Source organism: Nocardia acididurans (genome assembly GCF_016741815.1).
Lineage (GTDB): Bacteria > Actinomycetota > Actinomycetes > Mycobacteriales > Mycobacteriaceae > Nocardia > Nocardia acididurans.
In genome coordinates, this window is sequence record NZ_JAERRJ010000014.1 from 208306 (window position 1) to 228377 (window position 20072).

Here is a 20072-nt window from a genome sequence, read left to right on the forward strand (position 1 = left end):
CGACCGCGACACTTGAATCCTTCCCTCCGTCCACTATTTGAAAGGTTGTTCTGCGGCGTATGATCCACCCAGTCCGAAAATGAGACCGCCGATTGCCGCACTGACACCGATACACACAGGCGCGCCGGGGCCGCAGAATATTGGCAACGCCGCTAAAGATGCGAACGCTGCTGCGCCCGCATATCCGCCACCGACTCCACCAACCGTGCTAGCAATTGCCGCTGGTCCAGATTTGCCGCCGTTCTCCCAGGCGGTCCAGTTGCTGTATGCGTTGGTTCCGATCAGTGCTGGCCAGCCAAGCATTTTGGCGCTCGCCCCGACCGCTTTGGACAGCCCGTATTTGGCGGCCGCGTCGTCGGCGGCGTCCACCGCGAATCCTAGGAGTTTAGGGTTGGGTCCATCGACGTAGGAGGTTCCATTCATGTGGAGGATATTGGCCTCAGCCGCCGCTACCGCCGCGCGTACGGCCATATTACTACCAGCCACGCCACCGAAGTTCTCCCCGAAGGTAGCGGCCGTGCCGGCAGCGACCATGGGGTCCGTGGTAATGGACTGGTGAGCCGCTTCGAGGAAGGCGGTGACGCTCCACGGATCGGTGGATTGTGCGGGGTTGCTCGGCAGGATGGATCCGTCCAGGAACTCGGTGACGGTGGTGCCGTTGCTCAACGGGGTGGTGACGGCGGTGTCGCCGTTGGCGAAGGTCGTGAACACCCGGCCGTTGTTGTCGGCCACCGAGCGGGTGCCGTCGGAGTCCATGCTGGCCAGCAGTGTCCGGGAACCGTCGGCGGCCACGCCGTTCACATACGTATGGGTGGAACCGTCCGGCGCGGTGAACATCCTGGTGGTGGTCCCGCTGGCGGGGTCGGGGATCTCGGTGCGGATCGTGCCGTCGTCCAGACGGGTGGTGACCGCCTCCACGCCGAGAGCGCCATTCTGACCGACCGTCTGGGCGCCGAGACTGCCGTCGTCCTTGGGGGTGGTGACGGTTCGTTGCCGGGTGCCGTCGGGCAGGGTGGTGACAGTGTCGATGATGCCGCTGCCGTCGTTGCGTGGCGTGGCCACCGATACGGTGTCGGCTCCACCGTCGGTGCTCGACACGACAGTGATGGTGCCATCGGGGGCAACGGTCGTTTTGGCCGTGGTCAGGGTGCCGTCGGGGTTGGGAATGGCGGTGATGCGAGTGTCGCCGGAGACCTGATACGACACCGGAACGCCCTCTGCCAGGGCCCCGTTCATGGTGAACGGTATATCCGCGGGGTTGGTGGTCGAGGCTCCCGGCGCACCGGTGAGCTGGTCGTAGAGCGGGTTGCCGGGGGTGGCGAGCGCGGTGATGGGGGTCGCCGCGGCGGGTGGTTGCGGAATGCAGTTGCTGGAGATCTTCGCGCCTACCCCGTACCAGTTGTCCCAGGTTGTTTGCATCTGTTTGAGCTCTGCCTCATAGGCCGAGCCGCTCGGATCGTTGGCGGTGACGAGGTTCTGCTGCGGCAGCAGGGATTGCAGTTTGCCCATCCAGCTCTTGGTGAAGGCGAGGGTGTCGCTCATGAACGCCATGTTCTCGGCCAGCGTGTCGACACCGGTCAGGTAGCTGTCCAACGCGGAGCGCGCTTTCCCTGCGGCCGGAGAAGCCCAGACACCCGACGAGTTCGCCTCGCTCACACCGGCCTTCAAGGTTTCCTGGTACGCGGCGCGGAAGGCGGACGCTTGCGCTTTGAGCCCATCGGCGGCCTTCTTCCACGAGTCGGCGAGCCGCTGTAGCTGGTCGATGATCTGGTTACCGGCGACGTGGTTGTACTGGGCGACGAACTCGGGCCACGTATACATTTCGCCCGCTTCGGGATCGACCAGCGATTGCTGCATCGAGATGCCGTCGCCTTCGCGCTTGCCGCGCTCCCACAGCGATTGCGCTTCGCTGGTATCGGTCAGGAGATTGCCGTAGTCCCGCTGCGGTGAATCCGAGTACTTTTGGCTTCCGTGCCCGGACGATGGCCCCCAGGACGGTGCCGTCGCGGCGCTCGCTTCGAAGGCAACCGGGGTGGCACCGCTGCTGAGGCGGGCGAACGCGGCCCGTGATTCCTCCTCGCCCTGCTGGTACAGCCCCGTGGCGGCGAGGAAGGTTTCGCCAATATCGGTGAGGATGTCGACATGCCGTGCCAGGGTGCCGTCGGCCATGATCGTGGCGGTCCTATTGATCATGCCTGCCAGATCCGCACCGGAACCCTTCAGGTTCAAGGCTTTCAGATCGGCCGCCGATGCCACCTCGGTCTTCGCGTTACCCACAGCTCTCGCCATCGTCGCTGCTTCGGAGGCCAACGTGGTGGCAACAGCCGGATCGAATGCGATGGTCGCGGAATTGAATCCGCCACCGCGCGCGTCCGGCCGCCAATCGTCCCAGGACGTGTACGTGCTGTTTGTTTGCCCCCCGGTCACCGTGTACCCCAGATCCGGTGCAGGCGCGCATCGCGCGTCGGCATTCGAAATCCACCCTTCAACCCGAACTGAAGCCCGCGGCCCATTGCCCCGACCTTGCCGACCAGACTTCCCGGCATACCTTCCCGACACCATGCCGTAGATCCACGATCGACGCAAACCCGACATTCAGTATTGAACGAACTCGCTGGCGCTGTCGGCGGCCTCCGTTGAGCCGCGTACACAGGAAGTGGGAATGCAAAACGCCACCCGCCCAACACAGTTCGGGCACGCTTTGTTTAGGGTGCGAGCATGCCTTACCGACCCCAGTCGCACACCGTTCGCATCGTGATCGGTGGCACGCTCGTCCTCGGTTCGCTGACTGGTTGCGGTTCCGGCGAACCGAGCACCGCAACCCCGAAGCAGGCGTCGCAGACGACCTGCGCGGAGTTCATGCGGATGAGTGCGTCGGACCAGTTCGATGCGGTCGAGCGGGCAGTCGAGGGTAAACCCGGTTGGGAACTCAAGCCGGCGAACGGAGACGACCCCTCGATGGCGTTGCGGGCGGCCACAACCATGGCCAAGAAGAACTGCGGCCAGCCCGACGCCGCCGAGAAGACGGTCGCGGATTCGGTGTACGTGCCGCAGGCAACCACGGTACCGACTCCGTAGCGCAAGGTCGGACGAAGGCACCACGCACACAAGCCATCTCGCGGATCTCGTCGGCCGGAGGATTGCCACGAGCCGCCGATAGTATCGGTCGGTTCGCTTAATCACTGTTGAGTTCACTGTGAACTCAGTTCTCGCACACGTGGCTTCACCCGAGGGGGATCGTGAACCATCGGCTGCCTCAGCACGCCTATCGACCGTTCCCGCCACCGCAGCAACCGGATCTGAAACCCGTGGCCGTTCTGGTCGGCATATTCGTGGTGGCGGGCGGACTGGCCGGGCTCGTTTCGGCAGTCAACGCCTACAACGTACTCGGTACCGACCACCTCCGTTCGACGAAGGACGTCGACTGGCGCTCGATCGGAGCCCTGGTCGATCTGCCGCTGTCGGGCGTCCAGTTCATCCTGCTATGCGCCGGTGCGTGGCTGTTGTCCCGGCGCAAGGTCGTTGCCCGGGCGCTGGTCGTCATCGGATGTTGTGGCCATGTTTCTGAACGCCTGTGCTGAGACAGTCTTCGACTCGCTGCACTGGAGTTCGTCGATTTCCTCATCCAAATCCAACGCTCTCATCGGTCTCGCAGTGGGCTGTGCATTCCCCACAGTCACCGTACTGCTGGTGATGCTGCCGGTACTGCGCGGCTGGTTCGCGCTTCCGGGTCCGCACCAGCACGGCGATCAGGGCTTTCTCCCACAAGGTCACAATCCGCCTGCACCGCGGGATCCGCTTGTGGCCGTGGTCTTTTCCGGTGTGGCGGCGGCGCTCGGCGTAGTTCTGGCCGTGATCCTCGCCGCCGATCACTTCAACAACGCCGGCGCTTTCGATGCCACTGATCTGGTAAGGCAAGCGCTGTGGGCAGCGCAGGTGATTCTGCTCATCGCCAGGGTGATCGGGTTGTATCTGCGCCACCGCGCCGGCCGGGTCATGATCGTCTCTGGCGCATCGCTCGCGCTCATCGGCGCGCTGATCACTGAGGTGATGCAGTGGGCTGCTAGAAGCACCTATAGCACGATCCCCCAGTTCGGTGCTCAACTTCCTCTTCGGGGTGGCGTTCATGTCCAGTCCGGCCCTCGTCACCGCCGGACTCGTTCTAACCCGCGTTCCAGCCGACTGGCCTTCCGCCCGGTCCGAGACGCCTTCAGCACCAACGTAGTTTCGCTCGTGCGCCGCCGCTGGCCGCGCGGCGCCGCGTACAGCGTCACGCGTACCGGTCGACGTGACCGACGGTGACGAATCCGAGCCGTCGATAGATGTGTTCGCCGTCGGGGGAGGCGGTCAGCACCACGCGATCGGAGCCGAAATCGAGGGCCAGTTCGAGGGCTCGCCGAGTGAGCACGGTGCCGATGCCCCGGCCTCGGTGATCGGCCCGGGTGACGATGTGCTCGAGCGATGCGCCCGCATCGCTGGTGACGACGGCGGCACAGGCGAGCACTTCACCCTGCTCACGCCACAGCAGGTAGCACGTCGAGCCTAGTTCCATGCCCTGGCGCAGAGCGGGTACCAGCGCATCCGTGGTCGCGGCACCCGACCAGAGGGCCGCCCACTGCGCGAGCCCGGTGTCGTCGGTGACCTCCTCGATCCGAGGTTCGGGTGTGGATGCTGTCTCGCCGGGGCCGACGAAGACCATGAGCGGCTCGGTTTCGAAGAGGCTGAGACCATTTCGCGCGAACAGGTCACGAACTTCCGGAGGATCGAGTTCGCGCCAGCAATGCCAGGACGCGGGGACACCGTCGAACAGGGTCCGCAGCCGCTCGAACTCGAGAGGAAGCTCACCGCCCAGTCTCAGCACTGCGTTCAGTTCGTCGCTGGGCGCGGCGGTGCGGAACCAGGCGGCTGCCTCGTCGCTGCTGGATTCGCGCGCTCGCACCACATGTGTGGCGATGTAGGTGGTTACCGCGTCAGCGCAGCGTCGCCGCTCGTCCGGGTCGGTCATCGTTCCTCCTGATCAATGGGTGTCAGGGCTGCGGTGGGTCGAAGTCGTGCAGGCGGCGGGCGATACCGGCTCGGCCGGTGAGGCCGAGTTTGCGCAGGATGCGGCCGAGGTGGTCTTCGACGGTGCGGGGGCTCAGGTAGAGCTGGGTGGCGATATCGCGGTTGGAGTGGCCCTGGGCGGCCAGCTCGGCGATCTCCCGTTCACGGGCCGTGAGCGCTACCGCTCCGGCCTTCGAGCGCATGCCCGCGAGACGGCGTTGCGCGGAACGCGCCTCGGCGACGAGCTCGTGCGCCCCTACGGTGGCGAATTCGGTACGCGCGGCGGCTATCTGGGTGGTCGCGGCGGTGAAATCTCCTCGGCGGCCCGCGATCTCGGCGGCCAGCAGGAGGGCTCGGGCGCTGTGCAGGGGCATATCCGCGCGATCGAAGGCGGCCAGGGCAGCGCGGATGTCGATCTCCGCGCCGGTGAGATCATCGGTGGCGGCGCGGTAGGCGGCACGCGCGAACAACGCTGCGGCCGTTTGGCTGTCGAGGCCGACCCGGGCCGCTGCCGCCGCCGCGGCCGATACCTTGTCGCAGGCGGCATCGATACGCCCGGCTGCCAGGGCCGCGTGGGCTGCCAGGGACAGTTCGGTGGCGCGCATCGGGTGCGGGCGATCGACCTGCGCTGATTCAGGTTTCGCGGCGGCGGGCATACCCAGCCGGGCGCCGACCTCCCGCAGGGCGGCCTCCACCACTCCGCGCCACCACAGCATCACGGGGCGGGGCATGGCGTCGAGGGTGTGCCAGCGGGCCAGGACCTCTTCGCGAGGCGAGATCAGTTGGCGCACCCTCAGTTCCACCACCATGGCCATGGCGGCGATATCGGGATACCGGAACAGCCGGGCAGCCTCGGCCGCGTCCTCGGCCGCCGCCAGCGCCTCGTCCAGCCGCCCCAGTTTGAGCAGCGAGTAGGCGCGCACCGTGAACAGCTCGGGTAGCGCGAAGCTGCGCCCCGAACGTCGGCTGAGCCGAATCACCCTGTCCGCGTATTCGATTCCCACGGCCTGCGCATCGAGGAAGAATGCGGCCCAGCTCAAGGCCGCGACCGCGTGTGCCACCTCCCGCACCTGACCGTCGGTCAACGCGTCGAACTCCGCCACCGCAGCCCGGTAATCGGCAACAGCCAGATCGATACGCAATTCGTTGATCCACCCCAGCGCCCGGTGTGCCAGCGCGGCCGCATGCACCGCCGGATCCACTCCCGCAACGCTTTCGACGCCCACCCCGGACCCCACGTCCCCTCCCCCGGCGAGGTCGATGACCACACCGGCGGTGCCGTACGCAGGTCCGGCGGCGAGATCCGAAATCCGGTCTCCGCTCGGGCATGCGGCCGACGTGCCGCAGAGGGCGGCCAGGCGGGCCGCACTGTCACCGGCCCGATTGTCCTGGAGTTCCAGGATGGCGAGCTCCAATTGCGCTGCACCGCAGGGGGTGGTGCCGGGTAGGTGGGTGGCAGTGGTCAGGAGGGTGCGGGCGGAGTCGACCCTGCCCAGCATTCGTTCGCAGCGGGCGTAGAGCAGGAGGGCTTCGGCTTGCTGGGGGCCCGGGCGGCGGATGAGCGGTTCGAGGGCTGTCACCGCTTGTTCGGGTGCGCCGGAGAGCAGCAGCGATCGGCCGAGCAGGAGGGTGGCGCGGATGTGGTCGTCGGCGGCGCTCGCGGGCAGGGCATCCAAGGCGGCGGCCAGCCAGCGGGCGCTGTCGGCGGGGGCGGTGGGGAGCGCGTCTTCGGCGGCGCGCAGGAGGTCGGCGACCGCTTGTGCGTCGCGGTCCCGGACCGCGTGTTCGAGGTGGCGGGCGCGGGCCAGCGGCGGCACGCCCCGGATGCGCAGCGCCACAGCGGCTCTCGTATGCGCCTCGGCACGCCAGGCGGGACCGCTCATCCGGTAGGCCGCGGCGCGGACGAGCGGATGGCGGAGATCCAGCCGGCCGTTCTCGGAGATCACCCAGCCGCGCCGCGCCAATTCGTCCACGCCGGTGGCGGATTCGGCGCGAGTAAGTCGCGCCGTGGCAGCCAGGAGTTCGAGGTCGCCGGTCGGCCCGCAGACCGCGAGGGCCTGCGCCGTCACGCGTTCGAGCTCCGGCAGCTGTTCCAGTTCGGCGCGCAGCGTCCTGTCCAGCGAGGCATGGTCACCGACCGTGTAATCGACTGTATCCCAATCGCTTTCCGGCATTTCAGCGAGCAGCAGCAGGTACAGCGGATTGCCGTGGGAGGTGGTGAGCAGTCGTCGCCGTAGGCGCGGGGCGTACTCCGGCAGCAGCGCGGCCGTCTCATCGAGGGTGAGCGCGGGCACCCGCACGTGGCGGCCCGCCGGGCCGAGCGCCCGAACACCGGCGGCGAGCGCGGCGGGAAACTGGCCCTCCCGGTAGGCGAACAGCACGCGAAATCCCGTTGGGCGCGTACGCAACAGCGCGGCGAGCACTCGCAGCGACGCGTCATCCACCCACTGCGCGTCGTCCACGATCAGCAACGTCGGCTCGCTCGCCAGCCCGGACCGCAACCGCCGCACCAGCTCCCGCGTATCCCCCTCGGCCAGCACATCCGCCACAGTCCCGGATACGCACGCGGACTCGTCCACCACTTCCGCCGCGGTGTCGGACGCCGGCGCAGCGGCGGCGGCGGGCAGCTGATCGATGATTTCGGCGGCGACGTGGAGGGGTGTCGACTGTTCGAATTCGGTGGCAGGCACGGCCAGCAGGCGAATGCCGAGCGCGGTGACCGTCTGGCGGAATTCGGTGATCAGCCGGGTTTTGCCGATGCCGGCCGGACCGTCGACGAGCAGGAGCCACGGTCCGCCGGGATCGAAGGTTGTCTCCAGGGTGGCCAGTTCGGGGGCGCGGCCGACGAATGTTCGCTCGATGGCGGTACTCCCTTCTGTGACGCACGGGCACGGGACGCGGTAGATCCCGTGGTTTCCCGGATGCTCCCGGCCCCGCCCTGAGCTTAGGTGATCTGGGCAATCGACCATTCAAGGTGAGGACAAAGGTGAATTCGATGAGGTCTGGCTCGACGGGTGTGCGGCGGCGCATGGGAGTCACGTTCGCGGTGATCGCGGCGGCGATGCTGGCGCTGGCGGGTTGCTCGGCGGTCGAGAAGGGAGTGCAGGCCATCGAGGACGCCCCGAAGTCGGATACCGCCCGCGCGAAGGTGGGCGACTGCATCAACGTCATCAAGGCGTCGACCATCGACTCGGAGACCGAACCGGTCGCCTGTACCGATAATCGGGCGGTCTACCAGGTGGCCGAGGTGCACGACAGCAAGGTCGAGTGCAGCGCGGACTACACCTCCTACGAGGAGACCCTGGGCAGCGGCACGCTGGCCTACATGTGCCTGGCCCCCAATTTCAAAGAGGGCCTCTGCTACTCCGACAGCATGCTGACCGGCTACAAGTACGTGGACTGCGCCGCCAGTGAGGCCAGCTTCAAGGTGCTGCAGCGCATCGACGGGCAGGCCGACGGCGAACTCTGCAGTGCGGACGCGAACCAGTACTTCACGCTGACCAAGCCGCCCACGACGTTCTGCACGGGCAGCCCGAAGAGCTGATCCCGGCCGAGGCTTCCAGCCGCGTTCGCCCGAGTACGACTATCGGCGCGGGCGCGGCTGGCAGCGCGGGCAGGAGAACGACGAGCGGTTCATGAACTTCTCGCGCACCATCGGCGCACCGCAGCGACGGCACGGTTCATGTTCGCGCCCATAGGCATTGAGCAAGCGCTCGAAGTAGCCGGACTGGCCGTTGACGTTCACATAGAGCGCGTCGAAGGATGTGCCACCGGCCAGCAGCGCCTCGTTCATGACCGCGCGGACCTCACCGATCAGGCCGCGCAGCACCGGCCGGGTGAGTTTGGCGGCCACGCGTTCACCGTGAATCCCGGCCCGCCACAGGGCTTCGTCGGCATAGATGTTGCCGACGCCGGAGATGACGGTCTGATCCAGCAGTACGCGTTTGATCTCGGAATTCTTGGCCCGGATCGCAGCCACATAGCGATCGTCGTCGGCCAGCGGATCCAGCGGATCGCGCGCGATATGCGCGACGGGCTCGGGCACCAGGGTGCCGTCCACCTCGAGCAGATCCGACACCTGCCAGCCACCGAACGTGCGCTGATCCACGAACCGCAGTTCGGCCCCGGAATCCAGGGTGGCGATGATGTGCGCGTGCTTCTCCAGGGGCGCGGCGGCAGGCTGCACCAGCATCTGCCCGCTCATCCCGAGATGCACGACGAGTGACGTATCGGGCTCATCGAAGGTGAGCCACAAGAATTTTCCGCGCCGTTGCGCGGCATCGACCCGCAGTCCGGAGAGCCGGCCGGCGAGATCATCCGCTCCCAGCAGATGCCGCCGCACCGACCTCGGATGCTTGACGGTCACGGATTCGACGACACGGCCCACCACATGTTCGGTGAGTCCACGTCGTACGACCTCGACCTCGGGCAGTTCGGGCATCGGCCGCTATCCGGCCGAGTCCGCCGCGGGCGTCTCGGCGATCAGCGCCTGATAGGCGGCGCCGGCGGCCTTCTGCTCCGCTTCTTTCTTGGAACGACCGACCCCCTGGCCGTAACCCTTCCCACCGATCACCGCGGTGGCGGTGAACTCCTTGTCGTGGTCGGGTCCGGTGGAGGTGATCTCGTAACTGGGCACGCCGATACCGCGCTCGGCGGTCAGCTCCTGCAGGCTGGTCTTCCAGTCGAGTCCGGCGCCCATGCGGGGGCCGCGCTCGAGCAGATCGGCGAACAGGCGCAGCACGACACTGCGCGCCACATCGATGCCGTGCTGCAGATGCACGGCACCCAGCAGCGACTCCATGCCGTCGGCGAGAATGCTCGGCTTGTCGCGGCCTCCGGTGAGTTCCTCACCCTTGCCGAGCAGCAGATGACGGCCGAGACCGCCCTCGCCGAGCACCCGCGCCACCTCCGCGAGAGCGTGCATATTCACAACGCTCGCACGGAGTTTCGCCAGTTCACCCTCGGACTTGTCCGGGTGTTCCAGGTACAGGCGTTCGGTGATGCTCAGGCCGAGGACGGAGTCGCCCAGGAATTCCAGACGCTCATTGGTCGGCAGCCCACCGTTCTCGTAGGCGTACGACCGGTGTGTCAGCGCCAGGCGCAACAAATCCGGTCGTACGTCGACACCGAGCGCTTCGAGCAGCGGCGTGTGGTCGGCTGCGTCACCCACGGCGGGAATGTCCGCCGCATCCTTGCTGGCGGTCACGGTCGCAGAATGCGGATCAGACCGCAGCGGTGACCTGGCGGCCCTTGTAGGTGCCGCAGGACGGGCACGCGATGTGCGGCAGCGTCTTCTGGCCGCAGGCGCGGTTCGGGCAGGTGATCAGGGTCGGCGCGGTGGCCTTCCACTGGCTACGCCGTGCGTGGGTGTTGGCACGAGACATCCGGCGCTTCGGAACGGCCACGACTACTTCTCCTCTGAATCTGAATCGGCTGACTGGTCGGTGCGCGAGGCACCGTTGGGCACGGCGCTGTCATCACCGTTTTGCACGGCGCTTTCACCGTTTTGCACGGCAAAAACCGCGAGCTTGGCCCAGCGGGGGTCAAGTATCTCATGGTTGTGGTCGGAACCAGCAATCGCCATGCGTACGCCACATTCCGGGCACAATCCCGCGCAATCCTCTTCGCACAGCGGCTGCAACGGCAGTTCCAGGCCGACGGCGTCGATCACGACCGGCTCGAGGTCGATCATGTCGTCGACGAGACGATGGATCTCGTCTTCCTCGGTGGTCTGCTCGGTCGCGCTGTCCGGGTAGGCGAACAGCTCGGTGATCTGCAACTCGATCTCGTCGGAGAACTGTTCCAGGCAGCGCGAGCATTCGCCGTCGATCGGCGCGGACACCGTGCCTGTGACGAGCACGCCCTCGGAGACCGACTGCAGCACGAGATCCAACTCGACCTGCGCACCGGCGGGAATTCCGACCATTTCCAGGCCGAGCTTCCCTTCGGTGGTGACGATGCGATGCAACTCGCGCATCGTTCCGGGGGCGCGTCCGAGACTGCGCGTGTCCAGCACGAAGCCCGCGTCCGTCGGGGTACGACGACGACGCGAACCGGAACCGGAATCGGCGGGCATCACGAACTCACATTCACGCGTGGTGTGGAATGGGCAACCACTCAACGATACGTGAACGCATGCTTACGGCCCAAACCAGGTCTGGAACCGTCAGCGGCGGAACTCCGCGGCGTAGTCGGGAACGCCCGCGCCGGTGCGCAATTGGGAGCGGCCACGGCCGACCACGCGCAGGGCGGCGTGCAGGGAGTCTTCGAAGTCGGCGAGTTTGCCGTCGACGTACTGGTCGCATTCCTCGCGCAGGCGATCGGATTCGGCGGTGGCGGAGTCGATGAGGCGGGCGGATTCGGTGTGCGCGGCGCGGACCACCTCGGTGGCCGAGACCAGGCGTTCCTGCTCGGCCTTGCCGTCGGCGACCGAGCGGTCGTAGGCGGCCTGACCCGCGGCGACCGCACGCTCGGCTTCGGCGTGGGCGCGGCCGGTGAGCGCCTCGTATTCTTTCCGGCCGTCGGCGACGGTGCGTTCGGCGTCGGCCTCGGCGGTGCTCACCAGGTGTTCGGCGTGGGCGCGGGCCTCGGCGACCATGCGATCGGCGTGCGCCTTGGCGTCGGCGAGGATGCGGTCGGCCTCGTCGCGCGCGGATGTGACGGTGTGGTGGGCCTGTTCGTTGGCGGAGGAGACGGTGGTGTCGGCGGCGGTGCGGGCGTCGGTGACGATCTTGTCGCGGTGATCGAGCACGTCCTGGGCGTCGTCGAGTTCGCCGGGCAGGGCTTCCCGCACGTCGTCGAGGAGTTCGAGGACCTCGCCGCGCGGCACGATGCAGTTGCGAGTCGGCGGGATGCCCCGCGCTTCTTCGATGATGGCGACGAGTTCGTCGAGCGCTTCGAATACCCGGTACATCTGTGACCCCACTTCCTGCCAGGCTCGCGGCGAGCCGCTCTCCGCTTGTTGGCCAGTCTGCCCCGAAGGGCGCTGTCAAGCCCGTTCGTTCCCGGCGTGTCGCATGTCTGTTTCACACACCACAAAAACAAGTGGAGGAAACGCCTCCATTTGGTGTTACATTCGAACGACAAGAGTGTGCGGGCGACGAAGCCCGGAAGTGTTGACAAGTTCTGTTTGTTCAGTCGATACTGAACACGCAGTACGAGATGAGCACTCCGCCGGGCACGCGCCCGACGTGTTCGATGGGAAGAGACGATGGCTGTCCTGGATATCCCGCAGCGGGACGCGATGCTGCCGGTGCCGACGCTGGCTCACACCTACGCCTACGGCTTCGAGGCCCTGCGCACCGGATGGACCCGCCACGGCGGCGCCCTCGGCGCCTGGCTGCGCAGCGAACACGCCCTCGCCCAGCTCATCCGCTTCGCCCTCGTCGGCGGTCTCAGCAATATCGGCTACCTGCTGCTGTTCATGGCGCTCTACGGGGGCGGCGTGCAGATGGCGAACCTCGCCGGATCGGTGGTGAGCACGGCGCTGGCCAACGAACTGCACCGGCGGCTCACCTTCCACGCGGCCGGCCGGGTGCGCTGGTTCACCGCGCAGATCGAAGGCGGCGGGCTGGCGCTGGCGGGCTTGGCCATCACCTCGGCGTCGCTGGCCGTGCTCGGACACGTCGCGCCCGGCCTGACCGATGTGGCGCAGGCGCTCGCGGTGCTGGCGATCACCGCGGCGGTCGGCACCCTGCGGTTCCTGACCCTGCGGCTCTGGGTGTTCTGAGACTTCCCTACCGAACCTCGTAAAACTCCGAAACCTCGCACATAGTGCGAGGTTTCGGCCTTTTCCGGGAAAGACGGAACCGGCACGCGAGCGACCGCGTCCAACCGAGCATCACACCGATCTGAGAGGGGTTCGGAGATGAGGCGAGGACGCGGATGCTTCGGCGGACGGCAGGCCACGCGCGAAACCAGAACCGTGCGACCGGCGACCCGCGCCTGCACCGGATGCGCGCGGTCCCCGCGGCAGCGCACGCGACGGGAGGGCGCATGACAGCACTCATGGTGCGCGACAACGGAATACCGGGCAGCGTCGCACCCGTGGCGCGGCGGTGCGGGTCCGCAGCCCGCTATCGGGGCGGCGCCTCCCACCGGGTGCGGCCGGAGCATGCGGGGTACGACAATCCGATCGAGCGGCATCGGCTGCTGATCGACGGGATTCTCCCGGAGATGGCGGCCGGAAAGGCCGTGGTGAGTCATCAGTCCGCGGCGGTCGTCTACGGCACCACACTGTGGCGCGCGCCGCTGGAGCGGGTGTGCGTGACCCGGGACCGGCACGGGGGCGGAAGAATCCGGCCGCAGTCGAAAGTGCATGGGTCGCCGGTGGATTCGGTGGTGGAGATGGACGGGCTGCTGGTCACCACGCCGGCGCGGACGGTGGTGGATCTGGCGCTGACGCTGCCCTTCGATGCGGCGGTGGTGGCGGGCGACGCACTCGTGGGGGCGTTCGGGCTGACGCGGGAGGAGTTGGCGCGGGAGCTCGAGGCGGCCCGGCGGCGGCACGGGATCTCGCAGGCGAAAAGGGTTGTCGCGTTTCTCGATGGGCGCAGTCAGTCGGCGGGGGAATCGCTGAGCCGGGTGCTGATCCGGCGACTGGGGCTGCCGGTGCCGCGCTCGCAGGGCAATGTGCTCACCCCGGATGGGCGGTTCGTGGGACTGGTGGACCTCTACTACGAAAACGCCGGTGTGCTGTGTGAATTCGACGGGCACACCCGCTATGGGCGGGTGCTGCGGGCCGGGGAGAGTGCCGCCGACGCCGTCGCCCGCGAGCAGACTCGGGAAAACTATCTGCGCGCCTTGGGATTTCAGGTGGTCCGGTGGACGTGGGAGGACCTCATCGGGAACGAGATCGGGCATCGGCTGTGCGCGGCGCTGGCGCGCGGACGGCGCAGCCGGGCGGACGGCCGGATCGAGCCCGCTCCCGCGGCGGAACCCCGTCGCATCCGCACGCGGGCGCTCTGACGCGGCGGACCCACCGCGGTGGAGGACGATCGGATCGGATTGTCCTCCACCGACTCCCGGGCTCAGCCGCGACGTTCGGCGATGCGCTCGAGCAGCCGCTTGTGCACGCCGGGCGACAGCAGATCGGCGATGTCACCCCCGTAGGAGGCGACCTCCTTCACCAGCGAGCTGGAGACGAAGCTGTAGCGCGGATTCGTGGAGATGAACAGGGTTTCGATGCCGGTGAGCTTCCGGTTCATCTGCGCCATCTGCAGTTCGTATCCGAAGTCGGTGGCATCACGCAGACCCTTCACGATGGCCGTGATCCCGTGCTGCTTGGCGTAATCCACCAGCAGCCCCTGCCAGGAGTCCACCCGCACATTGGGCAGGTCCGCGGTCACCTCGCGCAGCATGTCGAGGCGCTCCTCGATACTGAACATCCCCTGCTTCTTGGGGTTGACCGACACCAGCACGACCACTTCGTCGAACTGCTGCGCCGTCCGCCCGATCACATCGACATGTCCGAGGGTCACCGGGTCGTACGAGCCCGGGCACACTGCCTTTGCCATGGCCGCACGCTACCGCACGGCCGGGTCCAGCCGAGCGCGGCCGGTGAGTTGCCGGGGAAGGAATCAGGCTGGATCGGTTTCGGGGTGGCGGGGTCGGCCGGGCACGAATGCCGGGCTACTCGATCTTCCGGATACGGCTGTTCCCCACGGCTGATCTGATGGGGGCGAAGATCGCCCGTGCGGTAGACGCGGGCGGCGGGGGCGGGTTCGTAGCGTCGATTCCGTGATGTCCACCGGTTATGGAAGTACAAGGGCGGCAATGCTGTTGGCCGCGTCGACGACTGCTGCGCTGCTGACGGCGACCGGATGCGGTCCGGCCGAGCAGCAGACACCGACGGCGGCAGGACTGCCCGAGCGGGTGCGGAGCCAATCGATCGCGTGGCACGACTGTCGCGGCGGCCCGGAGGATACGGTCGGCGAACAGTTGGCCGCGGCGGGAGCACTGTGCGGGGAGTTCCAGGCTCCCCTCGACTACGCGAATCCGGGCGGGCGCACGATCACGATCGCCGTGGCGCGGCGGGCCGTGCCGGACAGCGCTCGGCGGCTGGGCACGCTGGTGGCGGAGACGGGTGGGCCGGGGCCGTCGCGCGAGGGGGTCGCGCTGCTGGTCGACGGCCCGCAGGGCGGTCACCCGGCGACGGCGATCGCGGAGCGCTACGACCTCGTCGGAATGGATCCCCGATTCTTCGGGGCCAGTACACCGCTCGAATGCGGCTGGCCGACAGGCGAATACCTCGGAATCGCGCAGGCCGCGCCGGTGGATCGGGCGGGCTTCGAGCGGACGGTCACGACGGCGCGGGCCCTGGCACAGCGATGCGAACCGCAGCGAGAGTTGTTGCCGCACGCGTCGACCCGGGCGGTGGCCCGGGATCTGGATCTGCTGCGCACCCTGCTGGGCGAGAGCGAACTGTCGTATCTCGGATGGTCGTGGGGCACCTACCTGGGTGCGGTCTACCTGCGGATGTTCGGTGACCGGGTCGACCGGATAGTGCTCGACAGCGCCCTGGATCCGCGCGCGCCCGGGGCCGATCTGACCAGGGAGACAGCGGGGGCCACGGCGGCGGCGCTGGCGGACTGGGCACGCTGGGTGGCCGCGCGTGACGACGAATTCGGTGTGGGCGCAAGCCAGGACGCCGTCCTGCGCGGCGTCGAGGACACCATCGCGCGGATCGCCGCTCGTCCCCTGCTGATCGCCGGGGTCACCGTCACCGCCGACATGGTGCCCGGGCTGCTGCTCACGGTCGACGACTCCGACGAGTCCTATGCGGATTTCGCGCGGCAGGTGCGCGGTCTGACCGATGCCGCGCTGGGCGCCACGATCGAACCGCCGCCGAGCCTGGCGGCCAAGCTCGCCCTGTACTCCGACCCGAGCGTTCTCGGCGAATTGGGTTTCAGCGCAACGGTAGCCAACCAGTGCGCCGATCGCGCCGCGCGTGACGTCGACGACTACTTCACCGACATCACCGCACACCTCGGCACCGAACCGATCTTCGGCGCGCTGGCGCGGCACCTCACGCCGTGCGCGGTATGGCCCACCCGGCCGGCCGAACCCGCGACAACGATCAGCTCCAACCATCCCGCCTTGCTGATCGGTGCGGACGGCGACCCGGTCGCACCCCTCGCCGGGCAACTGGCGTTGCGGCAGGCTCTCCCCCAGGCGCGCTCGCTCACCCTGAAAGATGCCTTCCGCCACGGGGTTTACCTCATGGATCGCGCACCGTGCATCGACGCCGCCGTGGAGCGGTATCTGCTGGAGGGCGAACTTCCCGCGACGGACGCGCAGTGCGAACGCGAATCCGACTGACAGAACGCCGCCTCGGGGCAGCGAACTTCGAGACCGGTACGGATCCAGCAGCGTGCCCGGGTGGGCGGCTAAGGCAGCCGACCCGGGCGGGTGAGCCCGGCCTCGTGGGCGAGGATGACGGCCTGTACGCGATCCCGGACCGCGAGTTTGGTGAGGATATGGCGCACATGGGTTTTCACGGTGCCCGCACCGACCGCGAGGGCGGCGGCGATCTCGGCGTTGGAGTGGCCGCGGGCCATGACGCGCAGGACTTCGGTCTCGCGGTCGGTGAGGGTGGCGACGAGCCGCGCCGCGGCGGGATCTGCCGGGGGCGCGAGGCGGTCCAGCAGGCGGCGGGTGGTGGAGGCGGCGAGGACCGCGTCACCGGCGTGGACGCTGCGCACCGCGGACAGGAACTGTTCCGCGGGAGCGTCTTTCAGGAGAAATCCGCTCGCGCCCGCGCGGATCGCGGCGACGGCGTAGTCGTCCAGGTCGTAGGTGGTGAGCATCAGGACGCGGGGCGGATGCGGGGCGGCGAGCAGGCGGCGGGTGGCCTCGATGCCGTCGAGGTGAGGCATGCGGACATCCATGACGACCACATCCGGGGTGACGCGGGCGGCTTCGGCGAGCGCGGACAGGCCGTCGGCGGCCTCGCCGACCACCCGCAGGTCGGGCTGGGAGTCCAGCACCATGCGGAATCCGGCGCGGACCAGCGCCTGGTCCTCGACCAGCAGGACCGTGATCTCCGGGCTCATCGGCTGCGCTCCAATGGGATTCGCACATCGAGCACGTGTCCGTATCCCCCGGGGCGCTGTCGCAGTGCGATGTCGCCACCGTAGGCCCCGACCCGTTCGCGCATACCCACCAGACCGTAACCACTGCCACCGAGTCCGGTTGCGGCGGTGACTGTTTCGGGGCGCCCGTTGTCGGTGACACTGATGCGGAGCAGGTCTGCTTCGACCTGGACCGAGACCTCCGCCGGTGCGGTGTATCCCGCGTGTTTGACGATATTGGTGAGGCCCTCCTGGACGACGCGGTAGGCGACCAGGCCGATGCCCGCGTCGAGGTCCGCGCCGTGCAGGTCGACCGTGAGGGTCACCGGCAGGCCGGTGCCGCGCACTTCGTCCACCAGCCGTGGCAGATCCGAAAGGCCCGGCGCGGGTGTGGGATTCGCGTGGTCGGTGGCGTCGTCACGGAGTACGCCGAGGGCACGCCGGGTCTCGGCGAGGGCGGCTCTGCCCTGCTCTCCGATGGCGGTGAGCGCGTCGACCGCACGCCGCGGTTCGGCTCGAGCCGCGTAGCGGCCACCGTCCGATTGAGCGATGATCACGGCCAGGGAGTGCGCCAGGATGTCGTGGATGTCGCGGGCGATCCTGGTGCGTTCGGACAGTACGGCCAGCCGGGTTCGATGCTCGAGATCGCGCTCCGCCAGCTCGGCTCGCTCGGAGAGGGCGGTAAGTTCACTGCGGCGCGCCCGCTGCCAGGCCCCGCCGAGCCAGGCGGCGGCGACGGTTCCGGCCAGGAAGCCGCCGACGAGCACATGCGCCAGCGTCGGGAGCGGCAGTTGCGGCCAGCTCCAGCCGCCGAGGACCGCGCCACACAGTCCGGCCGCCAGCCCGATGCGGCTCGCTCGGGTATCGCCGTGGGCGGCGAGGGTGTAGACCGCGAGGGGGACCGCGATATCGGCGAGCAGCGCGCCCGTCGTATTCCGGATCGTCAGCCACTGCGCGAGTGCGACCACACCCACCGCCACGGCCGACCATTCCGGCGACCGCCGGCGGAAGGCCAGCGGGGCGAGCAGGGCCGCCGAGAACACGAAGTAGTCGGCCCCGGCGTGCACCAGCACGCCGACCAGCCCGCACACCACGATCAGCGCCGAGGCCACCGCCACATCCGTCTGGAATGTCCGCTGACGCATCCAGACCACGACCTGTTCGCCGACCATTCGCCCACCCTAGTTCTCATGGCATACCGGCACGTCACCCCACAGATCGACATCCGTGCCCGCCGCATCCTCCTTACGGAATACCCGTCCCCGGCTGTGCCTCGCAGTCTCCCTGCGGCGTGTTGCTGCGAAGTCGCTGCCCGCCTCGGCTGCATGATGGGATTCGTGCTGGACACACGCACTACCGACACCGACTGCGACCGGTTGGTCCGCGCTTTCGCCGCATTACGCCTGAGAGACGTGGCGGCAATGCACAGCGCCGGAGACACCATGGCCCAGGGCCTCGAAGACGTCGATCAGGTCCTCGGCGAATCCCCCGCGTACATCGGCTACTGCTTCTACCACGGCCAGGACGTCGAACGCGCCATGGCGGGCGAGGGCCTCTACCTCGCCTTCGGCCCCCGAGACCCCGATCTCGAGGAATCCGAAGGCCCCGCCATCGGCCACATGATCGTCGAAGAACTCACCCGCACCGGCCTCACCCCCACCTGGGACGGCACCTTCGACCAGCGCATCCTCATCGAATCCTTCGACTGGCACGCCCGCTAGCTACTTCTCGAATTCCGCCAGATCGATGCGGGTTTCGCCGTAGGTGCGCGACTTCAGCGGGAGATAGCCGGGCGGCCAGGGCAATTCGGGTGATCGGGTGGAACGCTCCACCACGATCAGCGAATCCTCGTGCAGCCAGCCGTTTTCCGACAGTGCCGTCAGATCGGCCACCACGTCCGCGACCTCCAGGGCGTAGGGCGGATCGGAGAACACCAGATCGTAGGGGCCGCCCGCCGGTGCGCCCGCGAGCACGCTCGCCACCGTGCCCTGCCGCAGTTCGGCACCCGGCAGACCGAGGTCGCCGATGTTGTTGCGGATCACCGTGGCCGCCTTGCGGTCGGATTCGACGAGCAGGGCGTGCGACGCCCCGCGCGACAGCGCTTCCAGGCCGAGCGCGCCCGAGCCCGCGTAGATGTCGAGGACGCGCGCGCCGTCGAAATCCATCCGGGCGTGCAGGACGCTGAACAGGGCCTCGCGGACGCGGTCGGAGGTGGGGCGGGTGCCCGCGGGCGGGACGCGGAGTCGGCGTCCGCCCGCGGTGCCCGCGACGATGCGCGTCACGCGGGCACCTTCGGTCCCGCGGGGTGGGTGCTTGCGCCACCGCTCATTCTGCGGCGGCCTCCGTCAGGCTGACCTCGACGAGGAGGTCGCCGCCTTCGACCTGCTGGACCTTGCCGATGGCTACGCGGCGGACGTTGCCGGAGCGCGGGGCGGTGATGGCGGCTTCCATCTTCATGGCCTCGATGGTGCCGATGGTGTCACCCGCCGCCACCGCGTCGCCTTCGGAGACTGCGAGGGTCACCACGCCGGCGAAGGGGGCGGCGATGTGGCCGGGGTTGGTCTTGTCGGCCTTCTCGGCGGTGGGGATCTCGCTGGCGATGGAGCGGTCGCGGACCGTGATGGGGCGCAACTGGCCGTTGAGGATGCACATCACGGTGCGCATACCGCGCTCGTCGGGTTCGGAGATGGCTTCCAGGCCGATGAGCAGGGTGACACCCTTCTCCAACTGGACGCGGTGTTCCTCGTCGTGGCGCAGGCCGTAGAAGAACTGGTTCGCCGACAGGCCCGTGGTGTCGCCGAATTTCTCACGGTGGGAGAGGAATTCGGCGGTGGGGCCGGGGAACAGCAGGCGGTTGAGAGTGGCGCGGCGCTCGTCCGAGGTGCCGCCGAGGCCCTTCTCATCCTCTGCGGTGAGCTGGGTTTCGGGCTTGGCGGGGCCGCGACCCTCGAGGGCACG

The 20072-nt window shown here is 68.2% G+C and carries 21 protein-coding genes; 8 read left to right on the forward strand and 13 right to left on the reverse strand.

Annotated features, from left to right (window positions below):
• Nucleotides 1–33 precede the first annotated feature (33 nt).
• Nucleotides 34–2427 (reverse strand): hypothetical protein, encoded by a 2394-nt coding sequence (locus JK358_RS32710; protein ID WP_201955040.1) that lies wholly within the window; start codon nt 2425–2427, stop codon nt 34–36.
• Between the two features lie 327 nt (nt 2428–2754).
• Between JK358_RS32710 and JK358_RS32715 the strand changes: the two genes are divergently transcribed.
• From JK358_RS32715 to JK358_RS32725, 3 genes are all read left to right on the forward strand, one after another.
• Complete coding sequence (locus JK358_RS32715; protein ID WP_201955041.1) at nt 2755–3078, forward strand: hypothetical protein; 324 nt, start codon at nt 2755–2757, stop codon at nt 3076–3078.
• A 230-nt stretch (nt 3079–3308) separates the two neighbouring features.
• On the forward strand, nt 3309–3581 hold the full coding sequence (locus JK358_RS32720; protein WP_201955042.1) for a hypothetical protein: 273 nt from the start codon (nt 3309–3311) through the stop codon (nt 3579–3581).
• Nucleotides 3559–4302, forward strand: a complete 744-nt coding sequence (locus JK358_RS32725) for a hypothetical protein (RefSeq protein ID WP_201955043.1) — start codon at nt 3559–3561, stop codon at nt 4300–4302. Before JK358_RS32720 ends, JK358_RS32725 begins: the two co-directional genes overlap by 23 nt.
• On the opposite strand, the gene JK358_RS32730 is transcribed toward JK358_RS32725, so the two are convergent.
• A complete protein-coding gene (locus tag JK358_RS32730; protein WP_201955044.1) occupies nt 4271–5005 on the reverse strand; it encodes a GNAT family N-acetyltransferase in 735 nt (244 codons plus the stop codon). The genes JK358_RS32725 and JK358_RS32730 overlap by 32 nt on opposite strands.
• Nucleotides 5006–5027: 22 nt before the next feature.
• Complete coding sequence (locus JK358_RS32735) at nt 5028–8012, reverse strand: helix-turn-helix transcriptional regulator (protein WP_201955045.1); 2985 nt, start codon at nt 8010–8012, stop codon at nt 5028–5030.
• 26 nt (nt 8013–8038) lie between these two features.
• On the opposite strand from JK358_RS32735, the gene JK358_RS32740 reads away from it, so the two are divergent.
• Nucleotides 8039–8587, forward strand: coding sequence for an LppU/SCO3897 family protein (locus JK358_RS32740; RefSeq protein WP_232852275.1), 549 nt, complete (start codon nt 8039–8041; stop codon nt 8585–8587).
• 39 nt (nt 8588–8626) lie between these two features.
• Here the strand turns inward: JK358_RS32740 and mutM are convergent, their stop codons facing one another.
• The 5 genes from mutM to JK358_RS32765 form a co-directional block, all read right to left on the reverse strand.
• A complete protein-coding gene (gene mutM / locus JK358_RS32745) occupies nt 8627–9484 on the reverse strand; it encodes a bifunctional DNA-formamidopyrimidine glycosylase/DNA-(apurinic or apyrimidinic site) lyase (RefSeq protein WP_201955046.1) in 858 nt (285 codons plus the stop codon).
• A 6-nt stretch (nt 9485–9490) separates the two neighbouring features.
• A complete protein-coding gene (gene rnc, locus JK358_RS32750; RefSeq protein ID WP_372440769.1) occupies nt 9491–10249 on the reverse strand; it encodes a ribonuclease III in 759 nt (252 codons plus the stop codon).
• A 16-nt stretch (nt 10250–10265) separates the two neighbouring features.
• A complete protein-coding gene (rpmF, locus tag JK358_RS32755) occupies nt 10266–10448 on the reverse strand; it encodes a 50S ribosomal protein L32 (protein WP_201955047.1) in 183 nt (60 codons plus the stop codon).
• A gap of 2 nt (nt 10449–10450) precedes the next feature.
• Nucleotides 10451–11119 (reverse strand): YceD family protein, encoded by a 669-nt coding sequence (locus JK358_RS32760; protein WP_201955079.1) that lies wholly within the window; start codon nt 11117–11119, stop codon nt 10451–10453.
• A gap of 90 nt (nt 11120–11209) precedes the next feature.
• Complete coding sequence (locus JK358_RS32765) at nt 11210–11956, reverse strand: DivIVA domain-containing protein (RefSeq protein ID WP_201955080.1); 747 nt, start codon at nt 11954–11956, stop codon at nt 11210–11212.
• A 297-nt stretch (nt 11957–12253) separates the two neighbouring features.
• Here JK358_RS32765 and JK358_RS32770 point away from each other — a divergent pair, with 297 nt between their 5' ends.
• Nucleotides 12254–12772: a GtrA family protein gene (locus JK358_RS32770; protein WP_201955048.1), complete on the forward strand. Its 519-nt coding sequence runs from the start codon at nt 12254–12256 to the stop codon at nt 12770–12772.
• A gap of 266 nt (nt 12773–13038) precedes the next feature.
• Entirely contained in the window at nt 13039–14010 is a 972-nt protein-coding gene (locus tag JK358_RS32775) for a putative endonuclease domain-containing protein (protein WP_201955049.1), read from the forward strand.
• A 62-nt stretch (nt 14011–14072) separates the two neighbouring features.
• Here the strand turns inward: JK358_RS32775 and coaD are convergent, their stop codons facing one another.
• Nucleotides 14073–14558 (reverse strand): pantetheine-phosphate adenylyltransferase, encoded by a 486-nt coding sequence (coaD, locus tag JK358_RS32780; protein WP_201955050.1) that lies wholly within the window; start codon nt 14556–14558, stop codon nt 14073–14075.
• A 259-nt stretch (nt 14559–14817) separates the two neighbouring features.
• Here coaD and JK358_RS32785 point away from each other — a divergent pair, with 259 nt between their 5' ends.
• Nucleotides 14818–16362: an alpha/beta hydrolase gene (locus tag JK358_RS32785; RefSeq protein WP_232852276.1), complete on the forward strand. Its 1545-nt coding sequence runs from the start codon at nt 14818–14820 to the stop codon at nt 16360–16362.
• A 68-nt stretch (nt 16363–16430) separates the two neighbouring features.
• Here JK358_RS32785 and JK358_RS32790 read toward each other — a convergent pair whose 3' ends face one another.
• A complete protein-coding gene (locus JK358_RS32790) occupies nt 16431–17096 on the reverse strand; it encodes a response regulator (protein ID WP_201955051.1) in 666 nt (221 codons plus the stop codon).
• Entirely contained in the window at nt 17093–18286 is a 1194-nt protein-coding gene (locus tag JK358_RS32795) for a sensor histidine kinase (RefSeq protein WP_201955052.1), read from the reverse strand. The genes JK358_RS32790 and JK358_RS32795 overlap by 4 nt, the downstream gene beginning before the upstream one ends.
• Nucleotides 18287–18451: 165 nt before the next feature.
• On the opposite strand from JK358_RS32795, the gene JK358_RS32800 reads away from it, so the two are divergent.
• Nucleotides 18452–18835 (forward strand): DUF6891 domain-containing protein, encoded by a 384-nt coding sequence (locus tag JK358_RS32800; RefSeq protein ID WP_201955053.1) that lies wholly within the window; start codon nt 18452–18454, stop codon nt 18833–18835.
• Here JK358_RS32800 and rsmD read toward each other — a convergent pair whose 3' ends face one another.
• Together rsmD and JK358_RS32810 are read right to left on the reverse strand one after the other, a co-directional pair.
• On the reverse strand, nt 18836–19396 hold the full coding sequence (rsmD, locus tag JK358_RS32805; protein WP_201955054.1) for a 16S rRNA (guanine(966)-N(2))-methyltransferase RsmD: 561 nt from the start codon (nt 19394–19396) through the stop codon (nt 18836–18838).
• Nucleotides 19397–19439: 43 nt separating this feature from the next.
• Nucleotides 19440–20072 (reverse strand): biotin/lipoyl-containing protein (locus tag JK358_RS32810; RefSeq protein WP_232852277.1); only part of this gene is annotated, 633 nt, incomplete at its 5' end.

What these genes read in the sequence shown, in the direction of transcription:
- JK358_RS32725 (WP_201955043.1), top strand. Translation starts at nt 3,559, where the DNA reads ATGTTTCTGAACGCCTGTGCTGAGACAGTCTTCGACTCGCTGCACTGG.
- JK358_RS32730 (WP_201955044.1), bottom strand. Translation starts at nt 5,005, where the DNA reads ATGACCGACCCGGACGAGCGGCGACGCTGCGCTGACGCGGTAACCACC.
- JK358_RS32735 (WP_201955045.1), bottom strand. Translation starts at nt 8,012, where the DNA reads ATGGTCGATTGCCCAGATCACCTAAGCTCAGGGCGGGGCCGGGAGCAT.
- JK358_RS32740 (WP_232852275.1), top strand. Translation starts at nt 8,039, where the DNA reads ATGAGGTCTGGCTCGACGGGTGTGCGGCGGCGCATGGGAGTCACGTTC.
- mutM (WP_201955046.1), bottom strand. Translation starts at nt 9,484, where the DNA reads ATGCCCGAACTGCCCGAGGTCGAGGTCGTACGACGTGGACTCACCGAA.
- JK358_RS32760 (WP_201955079.1), bottom strand. Translation starts at nt 11,119, where the DNA reads ATGCCCGCCGATTCCGGTTCCGGTTCGCGTCGTCGTCGTACCCCGACG.
- JK358_RS32765 (WP_201955080.1), bottom strand. Translation starts at nt 11,956, where the DNA reads ATGTACCGGGTATTCGAAGCGCTCGACGAACTCGTCGCCATCATCGAA.
- JK358_RS32770 (WP_201955048.1), top strand. Translation starts at nt 12,254, where the DNA reads ATGGCTGTCCTGGATATCCCGCAGCGGGACGCGATGCTGCCGGTGCCG.
- JK358_RS32775 (WP_201955049.1), top strand. Translation starts at nt 13,039, where the DNA reads ATGACAGCACTCATGGTGCGCGACAACGGAATACCGGGCAGCGTCGCA.
- coaD (WP_201955050.1), bottom strand. Translation starts at nt 14,558, where the DNA reads ATGGCAAAGGCAGTGTGCCCGGGCTCGTACGACCCGGTGACCCTCGGA.
- JK358_RS32785 (WP_232852276.1), top strand. Translation starts at nt 14,818, where the DNA reads ATGCTGTTGGCCGCGTCGACGACTGCTGCGCTGCTGACGGCGACCGGA.
- JK358_RS32790 (WP_201955051.1), bottom strand. Translation starts at nt 17,096, where the DNA reads ATGAGCCCGGAGATCACGGTCCTGCTGGTCGAGGACCAGGCGCTGGTC.
- JK358_RS32795 (WP_201955052.1), bottom strand. Translation starts at nt 18,286, where the DNA reads ATGGTCGGCGAACAGGTCGTGGTCTGGATGCGTCAGCGGACATTCCAG.